Source organism: Dendrosporobacter quercicolus (genome assembly GCF_900104455.1).
Lineage (GTDB): Bacteria > Bacillota > Negativicutes > DSM-1736 > Dendrosporobacteraceae > Dendrosporobacter > Dendrosporobacter quercicolus.
Genome location: NZ_FNHB01000001.1, coordinates 277,830 through 294,109, shown reverse-complemented (window position 1 = coordinate 294,109; position 16,280 = coordinate 277,830). Strand labels below are relative to the sequence as shown.

18 protein-coding genes and 2 tRNA genes are annotated in these 16,280 nt (G+C 47.9%); 5 read left to right on the top strand and 15 right to left on the bottom strand.

The features are described from left to right. Nucleotides 1-4: 4 nt before the first annotated feature. From BLR06_RS01350 to BLR06_RS01300, 11 genes are all read right to left on the bottom strand, one after another. Nucleotides 5-949, bottom strand: a complete 945-nt coding sequence (locus tag BLR06_RS01350) for an NAD(P)H-dependent flavin oxidoreductase (protein ID WP_092067528.1) — start codon at nt 947-949, stop codon at nt 5-7. Between the two features lie 88 nt (nt 950-1,037). Next, nucleotides 1,038-1,274, bottom strand: a complete 237-nt coding sequence (locus BLR06_RS01345; RefSeq protein WP_092067526.1) for an acyl carrier protein — start codon at nt 1,272-1,274, stop codon at nt 1,038-1,040. Nucleotides 1,275-1,303: 29 nt separating this feature from the next. Then, entirely contained in the window at nt 1,304-2,047 is a 744-nt protein-coding gene (gene fabG / locus BLR06_RS01340) for a 3-oxoacyl-[acyl-carrier-protein] reductase (protein ID WP_092067524.1), read from the bottom strand. Nucleotide 2,048: 1 nt separating this feature from the next. Further along, nucleotides 2,049-2,993, bottom strand: a complete 945-nt coding sequence (fabD, locus tag BLR06_RS01335) for an ACP S-malonyltransferase (RefSeq protein ID WP_092067522.1) — start codon at nt 2,991-2,993, stop codon at nt 2,049-2,051. A 15-nt stretch (nt 2,994-3,008) separates the two neighbouring features. Further along, nucleotides 3,009-3,953, bottom strand: a complete 945-nt coding sequence (fabK, locus tag BLR06_RS01330) for an enoyl-[acyl-carrier-protein] reductase FabK (RefSeq protein WP_092067520.1) — start codon at nt 3,951-3,953, stop codon at nt 3,009-3,011. Beyond that, nucleotides 3,954-4,958 carry a beta-ketoacyl-ACP synthase III gene (locus BLR06_RS01325; RefSeq protein WP_092067518.1) on the bottom strand — a complete coding sequence of 335 codons (1,005 nt, stop codon included), beginning with the start codon at nt 4,956-4,958 and terminating at the stop codon, nt 3,954-3,956. After that, nucleotides 4,945-5,964 carry a phosphate acyltransferase PlsX gene (gene plsX, locus BLR06_RS01320; RefSeq protein WP_092067516.1) on the bottom strand — a complete coding sequence of 340 codons (1,020 nt, stop codon included), beginning with the start codon at nt 5,962-5,964 and terminating at the stop codon, nt 4,945-4,947. Before plsX ends, BLR06_RS01325 begins: the two co-directional genes overlap by 14 nt. Nucleotides 5,965-5,980: 16 nt before the next feature. Beyond that, entirely contained in the window at nt 5,981-6,535 is a 555-nt protein-coding gene (fapR, locus tag BLR06_RS01315; protein ID WP_092067514.1) for a transcription factor FapR, read from the bottom strand. 141 nt (nt 6,536-6,676) lie between these two features. Next, on the bottom strand, nt 6,677-6,853 hold the full coding sequence (gene rpmF / locus BLR06_RS01310; RefSeq protein ID WP_092067512.1) for a 50S ribosomal protein L32: 177 nt from the start codon (nt 6,851-6,853) through the stop codon (nt 6,677-6,679). Between the two features lie 13 nt (nt 6,854-6,866). Further along, nucleotides 6,867-7,382, bottom strand: a complete 516-nt coding sequence (locus tag BLR06_RS01305; RefSeq protein ID WP_092067510.1) for a YceD family protein — start codon at nt 7,380-7,382, stop codon at nt 6,867-6,869. A 173-nt stretch (nt 7,383-7,555) separates the two neighbouring features. Beyond that, the gene (locus BLR06_RS01300; RefSeq protein WP_092067508.1) at nt 7,556-8,752 is read right to left on the bottom strand and encodes an acetate/propionate family kinase; all 1,197 of its coding nucleotides are present in this window, start codon (nt 8,750-8,752) and stop codon (nt 7,556-7,558) included. A gap of 220 nt (nt 8,753-8,972) precedes the next feature. Here BLR06_RS01300 and BLR06_RS01295 point away from each other — a divergent pair, with 220 nt between their 5' ends. Beyond that, nucleotides 8,973-10,256, top strand: a complete 1,284-nt coding sequence (locus tag BLR06_RS01295; RefSeq protein ID WP_092067506.1) for a nucleotidyltransferase — start codon at nt 8,973-8,975, stop codon at nt 10,254-10,256. Between the two features lie 33 nt (nt 10,257-10,289). Here BLR06_RS01295 and BLR06_RS01290 read toward each other — a convergent pair whose 3' ends face one another. Continuing rightward, nucleotides 10,290-11,063, bottom strand: coding sequence for a patatin-like phospholipase family protein (locus tag BLR06_RS01290; protein ID WP_092067504.1), 774 nt, complete (start codon nt 11,061-11,063; stop codon nt 10,290-10,292). 168 nt (nt 11,064-11,231) lie between these two features. Between BLR06_RS01290 and ylbJ the strand changes: the two genes are divergently transcribed. After that, a complete protein-coding gene (gene ylbJ, locus BLR06_RS01285; protein ID WP_092067502.1) occupies nt 11,232-12,485 on the top strand; it encodes a sporulation integral membrane protein YlbJ in 1,254 nt (417 codons plus the stop codon). A gap of 111 nt (nt 12,486-12,596) precedes the next feature. Here the strand turns inward: ylbJ and BLR06_RS01280 are convergent, their stop codons facing one another. Genes BLR06_RS01280 through rsmD form a run of 3 tightly spaced genes read right to left on the bottom strand, consistent with a single transcriptional unit; the run spans nt 12,597 to nt 14,153 of the window. Next, nucleotides 12,597-13,052: an ATP synthase subunit B family protein gene (locus BLR06_RS01280; RefSeq protein WP_092067500.1), complete on the bottom strand. Its 456-nt coding sequence runs from the start codon at nt 13,050-13,052 to the stop codon at nt 12,597-12,599. A gap of 36 nt (nt 13,053-13,088) precedes the next feature. Continuing rightward, nucleotides 13,089-13,571 (bottom strand): pantetheine-phosphate adenylyltransferase, encoded by a 483-nt coding sequence (gene coaD / locus BLR06_RS01275; RefSeq protein WP_092067498.1) that lies wholly within the window; start codon nt 13,569-13,571, stop codon nt 13,089-13,091. 3 nt (nt 13,572-13,574) lie between these two features. Continuing rightward, nucleotides 13,575-14,153 (bottom strand): 16S rRNA (guanine(966)-N(2))-methyltransferase RsmD, encoded by a 579-nt coding sequence (gene rsmD, locus BLR06_RS01270; RefSeq protein WP_092067496.1) that lies wholly within the window; start codon nt 14,151-14,153, stop codon nt 13,575-13,577. A gap of 194 nt (nt 14,154-14,347) precedes the next feature. On the opposite strand from rsmD, the gene BLR06_RS01265 reads away from it, so the two are divergent. From BLR06_RS01265 to BLR06_RS01255, 3 genes are all read left to right on the top strand, one after another. Beyond that, complete coding sequence (locus BLR06_RS01265; protein WP_092067494.1) at nt 14,348-16,027, top strand: DUF4127 family protein; 1,680 nt, start codon at nt 14,348-14,350, stop codon at nt 16,025-16,027. Nucleotides 16,028-16,088: 61 nt separating this feature from the next. Further along, nucleotides 16,089-16,165, top strand: a tRNA-Pro gene (locus tag BLR06_RS01260). Nucleotides 16,166-16,171: 6 nt separating this feature from the next. After that, nucleotides 16,172-16,247 (top strand) — tRNA-Gln (locus BLR06_RS01255). Nucleotides 16,248-16,280: the final 33 nt, after the last annotated feature.

Sequence of the window (16,280 nt, the reverse complement as noted above, 5' to 3'; positions counted from 1 at the left end):
CTCGCTAATTTATAGCTTCAACTTCATTGAGAAGCCGTGCAAATATTTCTTTTACCGAAAGTATTTCCTCTATTTTATGAATGTACTCTCCCGTAAACACCAGCCCGGTTTCAACATCGCCCTGCTGCGCACGAATCAGCGCTTTGATAATGCAAAAATTCTTTGCGCAATGTTTTAAGCAGGCATCACAGGCATCTATCGGGGTAGCACCTCCCATTATTTTCTCAGCAAATGGATTTCTCACAGCACGGCCTGGCAGCCCAACCGGACTTTTAATTAAAACAACATCCTCCGACTTGGCCTTAAGATAGAATTCCTTTAACGCCGGTGCTGCATTCGATTCCTCACTGGCTGCAAATCTGGTCCCCATTTGAACGCCATCGGCTCCCAGTTTGAGCACATCCACAATGTCTTGACCTGACATGACGCCGCCGGCGCCGATGACAGGAATTTTCACAGCCTTCTTAATATCAGGGATCAGTGTTTTCATCGGCTGATCTGTTCCTAAATGTCCGCCTGCTTCTTTGCCTTCCACAATGATTGCTGAAGCGCCTAACGCCTGAGAGATTTTAGCCAGTTTCACTGAGGAGACAATCGGCACAATCGGCGTACCGGATTCTTTGCCTATACCAAACATATCCCGGGAAAACCCGGCTCCAGCCACTACCAGATCAATGCCCTCTTCAATTGCAGTTTTAACAATACCGGCAAACTGTCTGGCTGCGACCATTATATTAATGCCAACAATTCCCTTAGTCAAAGAACGGGCTAAGCGAATTTCATAGCGTAATTCATCAAAAGTCATACCTGATGCGGCAATCAGCCCTATACCGCCTTGTTCGGCTACAGCCGCCGCCAGTCGTGCAGTAGAGATGCGTATTGCCATTCCACCTTGAATAATCGGTATTTTAGCCACATGAGGGCCAATTTTAAGCTCTGGAAGTTTCAAGAAATAACTCCTCCATTCAAGTAACGCATTACCTTTAAGAAAGTCCCGTAAAAGTACTTTCACGGGACTCTCCATTACGGTAATATCTTTAGCCTTGCTTTTCCTGGTCTATGTAGGTCACAGCGTCTTTTACTGTTTTAATCTTTTCTGCCACTTCATCAGGAATCTCAATATTAAATTCCTCTTCAAACGCCATAATCAACTCAACAATATCCAGAGAATCTGCACCCAGATCATCGATAAAAGTGGAATCCACAGCAACATCAGCTTCATCTACGCCAAGTTGTTCAACTACGATTTCTTTTACTTTGTCAAAAGTTGTCATGATATTCACCTCCTTCCAAGGGTTATTTTTCACATTGCCATACCGCCATTTACATTCAGGGTCTGACCGGTAATATAGCTTGCTGCCTCTGAAGCCAAAAACAACACGGCAGCGGAAATATCCTCTGGTGAACCTAATTTACCTAACGGAATTCTGGAAATCAGCTCAGTTTTTATCTGTTCCGGCAGCACGGCTGTCATGTCGGTGGCGATAAAACCGGGCGCCACTGCATTTACCGTAATGCCCCGGGACGCCAGTTCTTTAGCCATCGCTTTCGTAAAGCCGATCACGCCGGCTTTAGCAGCCGCATAATTTGCCTGCCCGATATTTCCGGTCACGCCGACCACGGAAGAAATATTAATAATCTTGCCGCTTCTTTGTTTCGTCATCAGACGTGCAACCGCTTTGGTGCAATGAAAAACACCTGTTAAGTTGGTATTGAGCACAGCATCCCAGTCTTCCTCTTTCATGCGGATTAATAGACCATCCCTGGTAATTCCGGCATTATTCACAAGTATGTCAATCCGGCCGTAAGTATCGATCATTTGGTTGATCATCCGCTCAACGCTTCCGGCATCGGCCACATCGCCCTGGATAATGACCGCCTCGCCGCCGGCGGCCTTGATCGTCTGCTCAACTTCCTGCGCGGCCGCCAGATTGCCGGCGTAATTAATGACTACTTTGGCCCCCGCGCCGGCCAGCTTAATTGCCACAGCCCGGCCAATCCCTCTGGAACCTCCGGTAATCAATGCCACTTTGCCATCTACATGCATTTTAGCGAACCTCCCTAAAATAATCAAGGGTTTTTTCTAACGAAGCATCGTCTTCCACGTTAAGATTCTGGATATCCTTCGCTATTTTTCTGGTAAAGCCGGTAAGCACTTTCCCGGGACCAACCTCAATAAACAGATCAGCTCCGTAAGCAGCCATTTGAACAACGCAATCTTCCCATTTTACCGGGCTTGCCGCCTGTTCGACCAGCAAGCGCTTAATCGTATCCCCGGCTGTCACTGTTTTCCCATGGACATTGGCCACAACCGGCACAGCAGCATCCCTGACCGTAATCCGGGCCAGTTCGCCTGCCAATTGTTCAGCAGCCGGCTGCATCAGCGTACTATGAAAAGGAGCGCTGACCGGCAGCATTACCGCCCGTTTGGCGCCCGCCGCCTTTAACCGTTCTGCGGCCTTTTCCACTGCTGCAACCGTGCCGGCAATCACCACCTGGCCGGGGCAGTTAAAGTTGACGGCCTGAACAGCGCCAAACTCCGCCTGGGTTTTTTCGCAAATATCAATAATAATAGCTCTGTCCAGCCCCAAAATAGCGGCCATACTGCCTTCACCCAGAGGGACAGCCTGCTGCATGAACTGGCCCCGTTTGTTAACCAACGCCACAGCATCGCTAAATTCCAGGGAGCCTGCCGCCACCAAAGCCGAATATTCCCCTAAGCTGTGACCGGCCACGATATCCGGAGTAATGCCCTGCTGTTTTAATAGTTCATAGCAGATGACACTAACTGTCAGGATTGCCGGCTGGGTATTGGAAGTCTTGCGTAATTCATCTTCCGGCCCGTTGAAACACAACTCCATGATGGAATAGCCTAAAGCCTGATCAGCCTGTTTAAACAAGGCTCTGGCAATATCGTACTTTTCATAAAGGTCTCTTCCCATGCCGACCACTTGTGAGCCCTGGCCCGGGAATACAAAGGCAATTTTTCCCATACCGCACCTCCTTTATTATTCCACAATATCTTTAATATCAGTCATTACTGCCGGTATTCCCTGCACTAAATCCTGAATAATACTCTCTACAGGTTTGACGCAGTCAATCATTCCCGAAATTTGACCAATCATTACCGAGCCATGATCAATCTCACCCTCATATGCGGCAATGCGCAGTTTGCCGGCGCCAAGGTTTTCGAGTTCCTCCTGGCTGGCGCCCCGTTTTTCCATTTCCGCATATTCCCTGGTCAGTTTATTGGCAATAACTCTGACCGGATGACCGGTGGAAATTCCAGTGACAATCGTCGAACGGTCTTTGGCTTTCAGAATGGCCTGCTTATATTTTTCGTGGGCAATACATTCCTGGGACGCAACAAAGCGCGAACCAATCTGCACGCCCTGCGCGCCCAGGGCAAAAGCGGCTATTACCCCGCGGGCATCAGCAATCCCGCCTGCTGCAATTACCGGAATGCTGACAGCATCTGCAATTTGCGGCACCAGCGCCATGGTGGTAATTTCACCGACATGCCCGCCGCTCTCCATACCCTCGGCGATTAGTGCATCTACCCCGGTCCGGGCCAGCCGTTTGGCTAAGGCCACCGAAGCCACCACCGGAATAACTTTGCTGCCAATTTCCTTTAATGCCGGAATATATTCGCCGGGATTTCCAGCACCGGTGGTAACTACCGGCACCTGTTCGTCAATCACCACCTGCATAACTTCTTTTACGTATGGCGACATCAGCATGATATTAACACCAAAAGGCTTACTGGTCAGAGCCTTGGTCTTTTTAATTTCGTTGCGAAGAGCGTCCGGCGGCATATGCCCGGCGCCAATTACACCTAATCCTCCGGCATTGGAAACGGCGGCGACCAGCTCACTGGTTGCAACCCAGGCCATTCCGCCTTGTAATATCGGATACTTGATCTTCAACAATCGGCAAATATTACTATTCAACATTTAGTCCTCCTTGCACCATTTTAATACGCACGCCGCCCAGGTAAGCCCTGCCCCAAACCCAACCAGGACTATTTTGTCGTCTTTTTTTACCCGGCCGCTTCTGACGGCTTCATCTAAAGCAATCGGAATGGATGCGGCTGAAGTATTCCCATACCGATCAACATTTACCATCACCTTGTCCATTGGTACTTTAAGGCGTTTGGCCGCCGACTGTATAATGCGAATATTTGCCTGATGAGGAATCAGACAGTCAATGTCCTCTGTGCTTAACCCGGCAGCGGCTAATGCTTTTGCCGCCGCCTCACCCATAATTTTAATTGCAAACTTGAACACTTCATTACCATTCATATGAATAAAGTGCAACCGATTTTTGCAGATTTCAGACGTAAACGGTTGCCGGGAACCGCCTGCCGGAACTTTTAACAAATCCCCGCCGGCGCCATCCGCCCCCAGCTCCACGCCCAAAATTCCACACCCGTCGCCAACCGGACCTAAAACCGCAGCGCCGGCTCCATCCCCAAATAAAATACAGGTATTGCGGTCATTCCAGTCCAGAATTTTCGATAAAGTTTCTGCTCCTATGACCAATACTTTGCGATAAACGCCGGTTTTGATAAACTGGCTGCCGATGGCCAGGCCGTAGACAAAACCGGCGCAAGCAGCCGATAAATCAAAAGCTGCCGCATTTTTGGCTTTAATGTTCTCCTGAACGATACAGGCAACAGATGGAAAGTTCATGTCAGGCGTGACGGTCGCGACAATAATCAGGTCAAGGTCCCCGGCGCTGACGCCGGCATCGGCCAGCGCAATCAGTGCGGCGCCGGTCGCCAGATCCGAGGTGGCCGTTGCCGAATCAGCCACCCGGCGTTCTTTAATGCCAGTTCGGCCCACAATCCATTCATCAGAAGTATCCACTGTTTTTTCCAGTTCGGTATTGGTGACAATCCGTTCCGGCAAATAAGAACCTATACCGATGATTCCTACTGCTTGATTATTCACTGTCATTGGTTAGCAATCCCTCCTTTGCGATATTTTCACGAATATGTTCCACTACTTTGTTATCAGTAAACTCGATTGCCACTCTGATGGCATTTTTAATGGCTTTTGCTTTGGAACTGCCGTGGCAGATGATAAAACAACCGTCAACGCCCAGTAAAGGTGCGCCGCCATATTCGGCATAGTCAATCTTTTTCTTTAGTGTTTTTAGCGCCGGCAGTACCATAAGTGAAGCCAATTTTGTCAGCAGGCCGCTGGACTTTATCGTATCCTTAAGCAATTGCAGCATAGCACCGGCCAGACCTTCGCTGAATTTCAGCACAACATTGCCGACAAAACCATCACACACTACGACATCCACTGTGCCCCGGGGAATGTCGCGCCCCTCCGCATTGCCAATGAAATGAATGGTCTTCAGCTGCTTGAGCAAAGGATAAGTTGCTAAAGCCTGTTCATTGCCTTTAGTTTCTTCCTCTCCGATATTTAATAAACCTACCCGGGGATTTTTAATGCCTAAAACATATTCGGCGTACAGCGACCCCATGATGGCGCTTTGCACTAAATGGCGGGGCTTGCTGTCAACATTGGCGCCTGAATCCAGCAATACCGTCGCGCCGTTAATATTGGGAATCGGAGTGGCAATCGTCGGCCGGTCAATGCCTTTAATTCTTCCCAGGCCAAACAAGGCCGCGGCGACGCCTGCTCCGGTGCTGCCGGCGGAAATAACGGCGGCGCACTCCCGGTCTTTCACTAATTTCGTCGCAACCACCACCGAGGCGTCCTTTTTCTTGCGGACTGCGGCCCCCGGATGCTCATGCATTTCAATGACTTCGCTGGCATGCTGGACACGAATATTCAAACCACGAATATCGTTTTTATGTAAAATTTTTTCAATTTCTTCCTGATCGCCCACAAGTAGTATTTCACAGCAATACTCCCTGGCAGCCTCAATTGCCCCTAATACGATCTGCTCGGGGGCATAATCGCTACCCATGGCGTCAACTGCAATCCTCATTGAGTATCTCCCTTCGTTAATCCAGCGAAACCATAATAAACTTTGCGCGGAAAACTTCCTGTTTTTCATTTCTGGTTTTCACCCAAATGAAATATTTATTGCCCCGCTGCTTAACTACTTCCGCTTTAGCCACTAATTTTTCGCCGACGCGGATTGGCGTTTTATATTTGATATTAGCAACCCCGGTTACAGCGGCAGGCGCATCTATAATCGCGAGAGCTAACGAATTGGCCTGAGAAAAAACATAATAGGCCCGGGCTACCCGGGTTCGTTCAAATACCATATCCGGCGTTACCGTCATCATGGAAATGCCTGATTTGCCCAAATCCAAATCAATTAACTCGCCAACAATTTCAGCTTTATCAATGGCTTTGATTTTGGTTTGAGCCTCTTCAGCCATCTGCTTAGTACGTTCCCTAAGCTCCGGGATTCCTAACTCCAACCTGTCCAATCTAATGGTCTGAATGCTAACGTCCAATAATCTAGCCAATTCCTCGTCAGTAAGAAACGGGCTAGATTGAATTTTTTCGATTAAGTGCTGTTGTCGTTGCTTCTTTTGCATTCTCGCCATTCTATCACCTAGTTTTATCAGTAGATACTAGAACCAGTTGTTAGTATCCATTATAAACGATGAAACAACCGGAATGCAAGCAAAAAAACAGTGAGCAAGACAGCGTCATCGTAACCCTTATCTTGCTCACCCCTGCAAATATTATTCGGCTTTAACTACTTGTTTCCCATTGTAATGGCCGCAATCAGGACATACGCGATGCGGCATTTTAGGTTCGTGGCATTGCGGACATGCAATAAGACCAGGAACAGTTAACTTCCAGTTGGCGCGACGTTTATCACGGCGGGCCTTGGATGTTTTACGCTTTGGAACAGCCATTTATTACACCTCCTTAACAGCCTTTATGAAAAAACTTTTGCAATTCTGCTAGCCTGGGATCAATGATATGACGGTCACAGGAACAGTCCGACCGGTTTAAATTCGTACCGCATTTCATACATAACCCGCGGCAAGTTTCACTGCAGACAGTGCTAAGCGGCCGAGCCAGCAATATACTGTCACGCACTAACTCAGATAGGTCAATTTCGTCTCCATGAAAATAGACGATCTCGTCTTCTTTATCCGCATCCGATTTTTCATATTCCTTAAACTGCTCAAAAAACGGAAGTTCAAGCTCAGTATGAAACTCATCCAGACAGCGATCACACTGGTCGTATACCGTAGCGCGAATAGTGCCTGCAACTTCCAGCAAGCTGCCAGTGTTGATGACCTCACCCTCAACAGCGATATCATGATTCGCCCATCGGTGCTCATCGCCAATACCAATATGTTCAGGAGAAGTGACGAATTTAAAGCAGGTATGGCTACCTATTTCTTGTTTCGCCTGTGCGATATTAATTTTCATCATTTTCCACCTCAACCCTCATCTATTATAGCGACCGCAATAATGTTTGTCAAGAATTCAAAAAGCAGGGGCGACACTGTCAGCGCCCTGCTTTAGGTCTGCAGCTTATGCACGAAGCGCTCGAATCCCGGTGACTTAAGCACAGCGCGGGCACTGCCCAGAAAATTCACAGCAGCTTACTTGCCGCAAATCAGTTTGGTATCGCGCGCGATCATTAACTCCTCGTTGGTGGGAACGATAAACACTTTGACCTTACTGCCGTCAACGCTGATCTCGCGGGCTTTGCCGCGAACATTATTGCGTTCCGGGCAAATTTCAGCGCCCAGGAACTCCAAACCTTCCATAATCGACGCTCGCATACTGACAGAGTTTTCACCCAGTCCGGCGGTAAATACAATAGCATCAACCCCGCCCATTGCAGCAACATAACTTCCAATATATTTACGCACTCTATAAGCAAAGATATCCAAGGCTAACTGAGCGCGTTCATTACCGTCCTCAGCCGCTCCTTCAATATCGCGAAAATCGCTGGATACGCCGGAAATGCCAAGAACACCGGATTTTTTATTAATATAATTATCGATATCCTCAACCGACATGCCTTCTTTTTTCATTAAGAAAGGCAGGATTGCGGGATCGACGTCACCGCACCGCGTTCCCATCACCAGGCCTTCCAGCGGCGTAAAGCCCATGCTGGTATCAACCACCTTGCCGTTCTGTACGGCGGCGATGCTGGAGCCATTGCCAAGATGGCAGGTAATGGTTTTGAGTTCGGTGATATCCTTGCCCATCAGTTCAGCAACACTTTGCGCTACAAATTGATGAGAGGTTCCGTGGAAGCCGTACCTCCTGATCCGGTGCTTTTCATAAGCCTCGTAAGGCAGACCGTATATGTAGGCTTTCTTAGACATCGTCTGATGAAATGCAGTATCGAAAACGCTAACCTGAGGTACTCCCGGCATTAATTCAGCACACGCGTTAATTCCTAAAATATTGGGCGGATTATGCAATGGCGCCATTTCGATGCATTCTTCCAATGCTTGCATGACAGTTGGCGTAATTAAAACAGAGCTGGCGAATTTTTCGGCCCCGTGCACCACCCGGTGGCCAACTGCCGAGATTTCCTGCATACTGGCAATCACACCATGTTCAGCGCTGATTAAAGCTTCTACCACTAATTTAATGGCAATACTGTGATTTTTAATGTCGGCATTAATGACTGTTTTATCTTTGCCGGCCGGTTGATGAGTCAGCACCGAGCCGTCAATGCCAATACGTTCCACCAGGCCTTTGGCCAATACAGACTCATCAGTCATATCAAACAACTGATATTTTAAAGAAGAACTACCACAATTTACTACCAAAACTTTCACCCTAAAATCCCCCTAACATATTTGGTTGTACTGCCTTTGGCGCAAACAAAAGGACAAATCCATTATTCATTATTCGTTGTTCGTACCGTTTTCCCTGCAAATAAGACTATGAATGATAAACATCTGGCGTCTTTTTATCATTAATGGTATTATTTGCAGGACGACCCGATAAAATCCCGCATAGTCCAAGTATACTTTGATTGATAAGGCAGGGGAAAGCATGCGTACCGTAGGAATTATTGCAGAATACAATCCTTTTCATAACGGCCATCAATGGCAGATCAAGAAAGCCCGTGAGCTGTCCGGCTGCGATTATGTCATTTGCGTCATCAGCGGCAGCTTTGTTCAGCGCGGAGAGCCGGCTGTTTTCGACAAATGGAAACGGGCTGAGATGGCAGTCAGAGGCGGAGCCGATTTGATTATTGAATTGCCGGTCGTATGGGCGGTGAGAAGTGCGCAGTACTTTGCAACAGGCGGGATCAGACTACTGAAAGCTTTAGGTATTGTCAGTCATGTCTGCTTTGGCGCGGAACACGCCGATCTGTCGGTGCTATGGCCGGTTGCCAGGGCCATTGACGACAGCCAGACAATGAATGTTTTCCACAGCAATCTAAAAGCAGGCCAACCTTATGCCGCCGCCCTAAGCAATGCCATCCAGTCGTCACAGCATATTCCCCCGACCGTACTTAACCAGCCCAATAATATTTTAGCAATAGAGTATTTACGCGCAATCAGCAAATTTGCCCCCGAGCTGCTGCCGCTAGCCATCGGCAGGCAGTCAGCCAGCCATCACGCTGCCCTGATCAGCGGTTCACTGTCCAGCGCCAAAGCAATCAGAAATGTCCTGGCCGCCGGCTCTGTTACCGCCATAAAGCAAGCCGTACCGCCGGCCACTTACCGGATTGTTGAGGATTTGCTGGCAACGCAGCGAGGCCCGGCCTGCCGGGCCAGGCTGGACAATCTGCTGCTGGGCAGATTACGGACAGCACTGCCTGCTGATATTGAGCAACTGCCTGACGTATCCGAGGGATTGCAGTTCAAAATCCTGGCAGCGGCGTTAGAGGCCGGCAATCAGCAGGAACTGCTGGCGGCAATGAAAAGCAAGCGCTATCCGGCCACCCGTTTGCAGCGGATACTGATTCATGCCCTGCTGGGCATGACAAAATCCACCATCGCTCAATTTGATCAGACCGGCCCGCTTTATGCAAGAGTATTGGCGTTTAACGATAATGGCCGCCAATTGCTGAAAAAAATCAGCCGGAATGCGTCATTCCCGGTAATTACGAAAACCACCCGGCATTTAAACAGCACATCCCGCCATCGCCCTGCACTTAGCATGCTTCAGCAACTGCTGGCCCTGGATACCCTGGCAACAGACATTTTCAGCCTAAGCCTGCCCTCGGCTCCCTGGACTGCGGGCGGCTGGGACTTCCGGCAGCCGCCTTTTTATCTGGCAGACGCCGGAAGTGCTTCAACTAGTGTGTATAACGGCAAGGGAAAATAATCTGGCGGTATGGCAGGATTAGGGATGATGCTCTTAACAGCCCTCCGCTAGTAATTGCTTTATTTCAGCAACAGCTGCAGCAGCCGCTTTTTCTCCTAACTCGGCGCATTCTTCGACAGCCTCAAAGGCACTCGGCGGAATATGTGATATTTCGGGACGGATCAGTACACTGCAATGATGCTGCCGGTGTTTAAACAGTTGTCGTTCCATAATATCAATGGACTGGATAATGACATCAAACATGTTGGTTAATTTAAATACCGTACCGGCATGGGCTAAATCCACCGCAATGACAATGTCGGCCCCCATGTTTCTCACTACATCAATCGGCGTTGGATTGACGACCGCCCCGTCCACCAACAGCATGTCATCCCATTGATAAGGCACAAAAACACCCGGTACGGATACGCTGGCTCGAACGGCCTTAGCCAGATCGCCCTGATTAAAAACCACCTCCTGGCCCTGATTTATTTCGGTAGCCACAATTGCCAGCGGAATATTCAGATCGGAAAAAGTCTTTTGCTGCGTAAGCAGCCGGGTAGTTTCCAAGACCTTGTCTCCTGAAAAAAGCCCCATTTTAGGCACAACAAAATCGAGCCAGTGCCGCCGCTTCAAATGCTTTGCCAGTTTTAAAATAGTCTCAGGGCTGTGCCCCGAACAATAAAGCGCGCCAATCAGAGCGCCAATGCTGCAGCCGGCAATATAATCAATCGGAATATTTTCTCTTTCCAATACTTTTAATACTCCGACATGGGCTAGCCCTCGTAAACCGCCGGAACCAAGTACCAAACCAGTCTTAGGCCGCATAAAGTCACCTCATACATAGTTTTGACGACACTACAGCATATTCACTGCAGCAGCCTGGCCGTTCAACGGGGCCAAGCCGGTTTTTTCACATCTTGTATTTTAGTTATAATACCTTCTCCAATTCAATATATATTATCAGACCGCCGGGGATGGAGGAGGAGAATTACGATGATGATTTGGAGCAGAGGCAGACGTTACCAGTCGCGCCTGCAAACATATCTGTTGGCCTTGGGCACTGTTTTTATCACCATTGCCATGGTAGAATATCCGAAAGATGCATTTGACTCGGCCATTGTTGGATTAAATTTATGGTGGACTGTTGTCTTTCCAGCCTTATTGCCTTTTTTTATTTTATCCGAAATCCTAATGGGAATCGGAGTAGTGCATTTTATTGGCGTTTTGCTGGAGCCGTTAATGCGCCCGGTATTTAACGTTCCCGGAGTAGGCGCTTTTGCCATGTCCATGGGCTTAGCGTCAGGCTATCCCATGGACGCCGTAATCACCTGCAAATTCAGGAAAAATCAATTGTGCAGCGCCGTCGAAGCCGAGCGGCTGCTGTCTTTTACCAATACCGCGGATCCTCTGTTTATGTTTGGGGCGGTAGCAGTGGGCATGTTTGGCATGCCGGAACTTGGCGCAACCATCGCCATTGCCCACTATCTCGCCAGTTTGCTTGTCGGCGTCATCTTCAGGTTTCACGGACGCAGCCGCGATATGCATCCGGTCAAGAAAGCCACAGTGCCCGCCGGCAATATCGTAGGCCGGGCCTTTGAAGCCATGCTTGAAGCCAGGCAGGAAGACAAACGCTCCTTTGGGCAGTTGCTTGGTGACTCGGTAAAAAGTTCAATGAATACAATTTTACTCATCGGCGGTTTTATTATCTTGTTCTCAGTCTTCTTAAGAATACTGTCGGTGGTTGGCATTACCGACCATCTGAATGCGGTCTTTGCCGGGCTGCTCAGCCTGCTGGGCCTCAGCGCCAGCCTTGCCCCGGCTTTGGTCAGCGGCCTGTTCGAAATAGACTTGGGCGCTCTTGCCGCCAGTCAGGCCAATGCCCCGCTAATTGAGAAAGTAACCATTGCCAGTGCGATTATCGCCTGGAGCGGCCTGTCGGTCCACGGCCAAGTGGCAAGTATTGTCATTGAGTCCGGTATCCGAATGGCGCCCTATATGGTTGCCAGGGTATTGCACGCTACACTGGCCGCTATACTGACCATGTGGCTGATGGCTGCCGGTCAGCCAATGACCAAATTATTTGTCGCCCCGGCCATGATTAACATCGGCAACACCAACTCCATAGCTTTCTGGGGGGCGCGCCTGGAACAAGCAGGCTATCAACTGCTGCTATTGCTCAGCTTGCTTGTATCAATTTCGGTTACACTGCATATGATAAAAGGATTATACTTATATGTAAAAAGATAAGGGAGCAATGCTCCCTTATCTTTTTACATATAAGAGCGTCTAACCTGCAACATCTGCTGTTCAAATTTTTTGTTTGAACAGCGCAGTCTGTTGGAAAGCCAATGCTGCACACTATTGGTTTTGTTTATTTTGCTGTAGATTGCTGTGCCCCTGCTGAACTACTTCCAGAGCCTTTTGCAGATTGCCTTCCAAATGCTTAAACACATCTTCGGCATAAATGATCGAATCATTTCGGAGCTCCTGAGCCGCTTTCTGAGCCTGGCTAAGCAGTTCATTGGCCTGCTCCTGAGCCTGCTTGGAGATAGTACTTTCATCAGTCAGTTTTGTTCCGTAAATCTTAGCCTGATCAATGATATGCTGGGCTTCCTTGTGCGCTTCCTCCATGATCCGCTGACGGTCGCTGACAATTTTGGCTGCATCCTTTATTTCCTGCGGCAGCAGCTCTCTTAACTCGTCCAGTAAACGAATAAGATCATCTTCTTCAATCACTAATTTATTGGTAAATGGAACGCGCGTTGAATCAACCATCAGGTTTTCAATTTCATCAAGTATTTCCTCTATGGCCATTATTCTCTCTCCCACTCTAATCTAAGACAGCTTAACTCACATTTCCGCCATTCGCTGACGTATCCTTGTTTCTACACAGGATGGCACAAGTCCTTTAATTGGGCCGCCAAATTTAGCCAATTCTTTAATCCCGCTGGAGCTTAAAAAAGAATATTCACTGCTTGTCATCATAAAAACCGTTTCAATTACCGGATCAATTTTTTTAATTAATAACGCGCGCTGAAATTCATATTCAAAATCGCTTAACGCCCGTAACCCCCGGACGATAATGTTGCTGTTTTGTTGTTTAACATACTCATTTAATAGTCCGGAAAATGCATCGATGCGGATATTGGTAATATGCCGGGTAGAAATTGACAGCAGTTCCGCTCTTTCTTCCATACTAAACAACGGTTTTTTATTGGGATTGTGAAATACCGCCACAATGATTAAATCAAACATTGTGCTGGCCCGCTCAAAAATATCAATATGGCCATTGGTAACAGGGTCAAAACTTCCTGGGCATACTGCAATACGCACTGATTAATCCTCCGCTTCTGTTGACTGCTGCAAATGATTTAAGAAAAAGCTAACCATAGTTTCCCCATAACGTTCGCTGCGTCTCAATTTTAAATTCCGCCATTGCTTGGCAGGCGGTTCATGACGGGAATGTTCCAATATTAAAATTCCCTGACCGGCAATGATTTTACCATTGTCAAATTTATGTAAAATTTTCGTAATATAGCCTTGATTATATGGAGGGTCGCAAAAAACAATATCAAACAGCCGGCCGCCAGCCTCAAGCATTGCTAAAGCCTTAAACACATCAAGCTTGATCAATTCCGTACATTCCAGCAATTTTGTATGAACGGCATTTGCTTTGACTACACTGATGCTTACAGCGCTTTGGTCAATAAACGTCGCCCGCCTGGCCCCCCGGCTTAAAGCTTCCAGCCCTAAAGATCCCGTTCCGGCAAATAAATCAAGAACGGTTGCATCCTCAACAATATTGCCCAGTATATTAAACAATGATTCCTTGACCCGGTCAGTAGTCGGCCTGGTATCCAGCCCATGCGGCGCTTTAAGTTTGGCTCCTTTGGCGCTTCCAGTAATTATTCTCATAAAATTCCCCTATGGTAATATTTTATATTGTAGCATATTCTTTTCAAGTTATATAGAGACAACCCTTAAAATATTGTTTAAGTGAAGGCAATTTACTCTATAGTTCCGCTGCGCACAAAAATAACCGGCGCCTTAACAGGATTTTATTTAAAATAAGCGAAGTATCCTTTGTTTATGATGAAAGCAGGTGAATTATGCCCAAACTTTATCCTATCTTAATCTTAGCATTAGTCACTGTCAGCATTGCCCTATTCGTCAATCATCCTTTAAATTCATCTGTTCAGCCGCTTGATTTGCCGGCCAGACCAGACTACCGGCAGCGTATTGTGCTTGTCCCCCTGGACAGCCGTCCCCCCTGTACCAGCTTCGTCGTCGAACTGGCCAATATAGCCGGTATCGAAATTATTACACCGCCCACTTCTTTATTAGATCGTTATAAAACAGCCGGCAACACACTTGCACTGCGCAATTGGCTGCAGCAAACAATAAAAACAGCAGACGCTGCTATTGTATCAATTGATATGCTGGTCCATGGCGGCCTGCTGGCCTCGCGCGAGTCTGCCGCCAATTCTGAAGACATTCAGGCTGTGGTCAGTTTGCTGACAGCCATCCGGCAAGACCGGCCGGAGTTCCCCATTTACGCATTTAGCATCATTCCGCGCCTGCTCATTGCTGACCATCCTTATACTGCCCCGTATAAACATAGTATGCTAAAGTATTCTACACTCAAAGAGCAGATTTATACGTTCGAAAATCCAGTGGATATTCAGGAAATGGAAATTCTTGAACAACAGCTGCCGGGGGAACTGATTACGAATTACCAGTCCCTGTTCCGGCAAAACACCGCCCTGAATTTACTACTGATTGATTTAGCGCAGAAAAATGTACTCACCGGACTCATCCTCGGACAGGACGATGGCCAGCCCTTTGGATTGCCAAACATTGCCAGAAGACAGCTCAGTCACTTTGTCAGCCGGCAAAGCGGCCTGAGCGATAAAGTGTCCATTGCCACAGGCGCTGATGAACTGGCGCTTACCATTGCCGGCCAAATTGCGGCAAGGCTAAACAATTACCATCCCAAAATTTTTGTTGCCTATTCGGATGATTTAGCTGCACAAACAGTCATGCCCTATATGCCCAATTCGGTGGGCGTCACCGTCAATGAAAAAATTCAGCTTGCCGGCGGTATTCAGGTTGACAGGCTGGACGATGCCGATTTTGTACTTTTCGTCCATATTGGAACAAAGAAAAATAAACATACCACTGTACCGGCAGCAGCAGCAGCAGTGAAAAATCTTATTCAGCAGGGCTATCCAGTGGCCGTCGTTGATCTCAGTGAAAATTTCTCAGCCTCAGAAACAATATTCCTCGCACTGCTGCAGAAAAATACTGAACTGAACAGGCTTATCGCCTATGCCGGCTGGAATACCGCCAGCAATGCCATCGGCACCGCGGTTACCCAGGCCACAATATTCACAGCAGCCTTATCCGCTCCGAAAAACACCGGAGAGCTATTTCAATTATACCAGGATAATTTAGAGTTCTTAACCGCCCGCTTTTTAGACGACTGGTACTATCTGAAAGAAGTACAGCCGGCGTTCAACAGTAGGTTGCAGGCAACCGGAATCAACCCTTATCATCTTGGTGTTCATTATGCTGCAACGGCTAATACCCTCCAACGCATCATGCATAATAAATCCCGCCAGCTATTACACAGCAAAGCCTATCAGGCCCCCTTCACCGTTCATACACCCCAGGGCCCGGTAAACTTAACGGTCACAGCACTAAAGCTCCAAACCCATTTACCCTGGGAACGGACGTTTGAACTCTATCTGAAACCCCAAATCACTTTATCTGTGATAAATTCTAATTAATTCTTATACATAACACTTGACATTTTGGACATATTACTTTATTATGGGTTAGTAGCATTAACGGGATGTAGCTCAGTTTGGTAGAGTACTGCGTTCGGGACGCAGGGGTCGCACGTTCAAGTCGTGTCATCCCGACCATAACTTTGGGGCGTAGCCAAGTTGGTAAGGCACGGGACTTTGACTCCCGCACGCGTTGGTTCGAGTCCAGCCGCCCCAGCCATCTGCTATGCTTAAATATACTAAATAGTTCGAT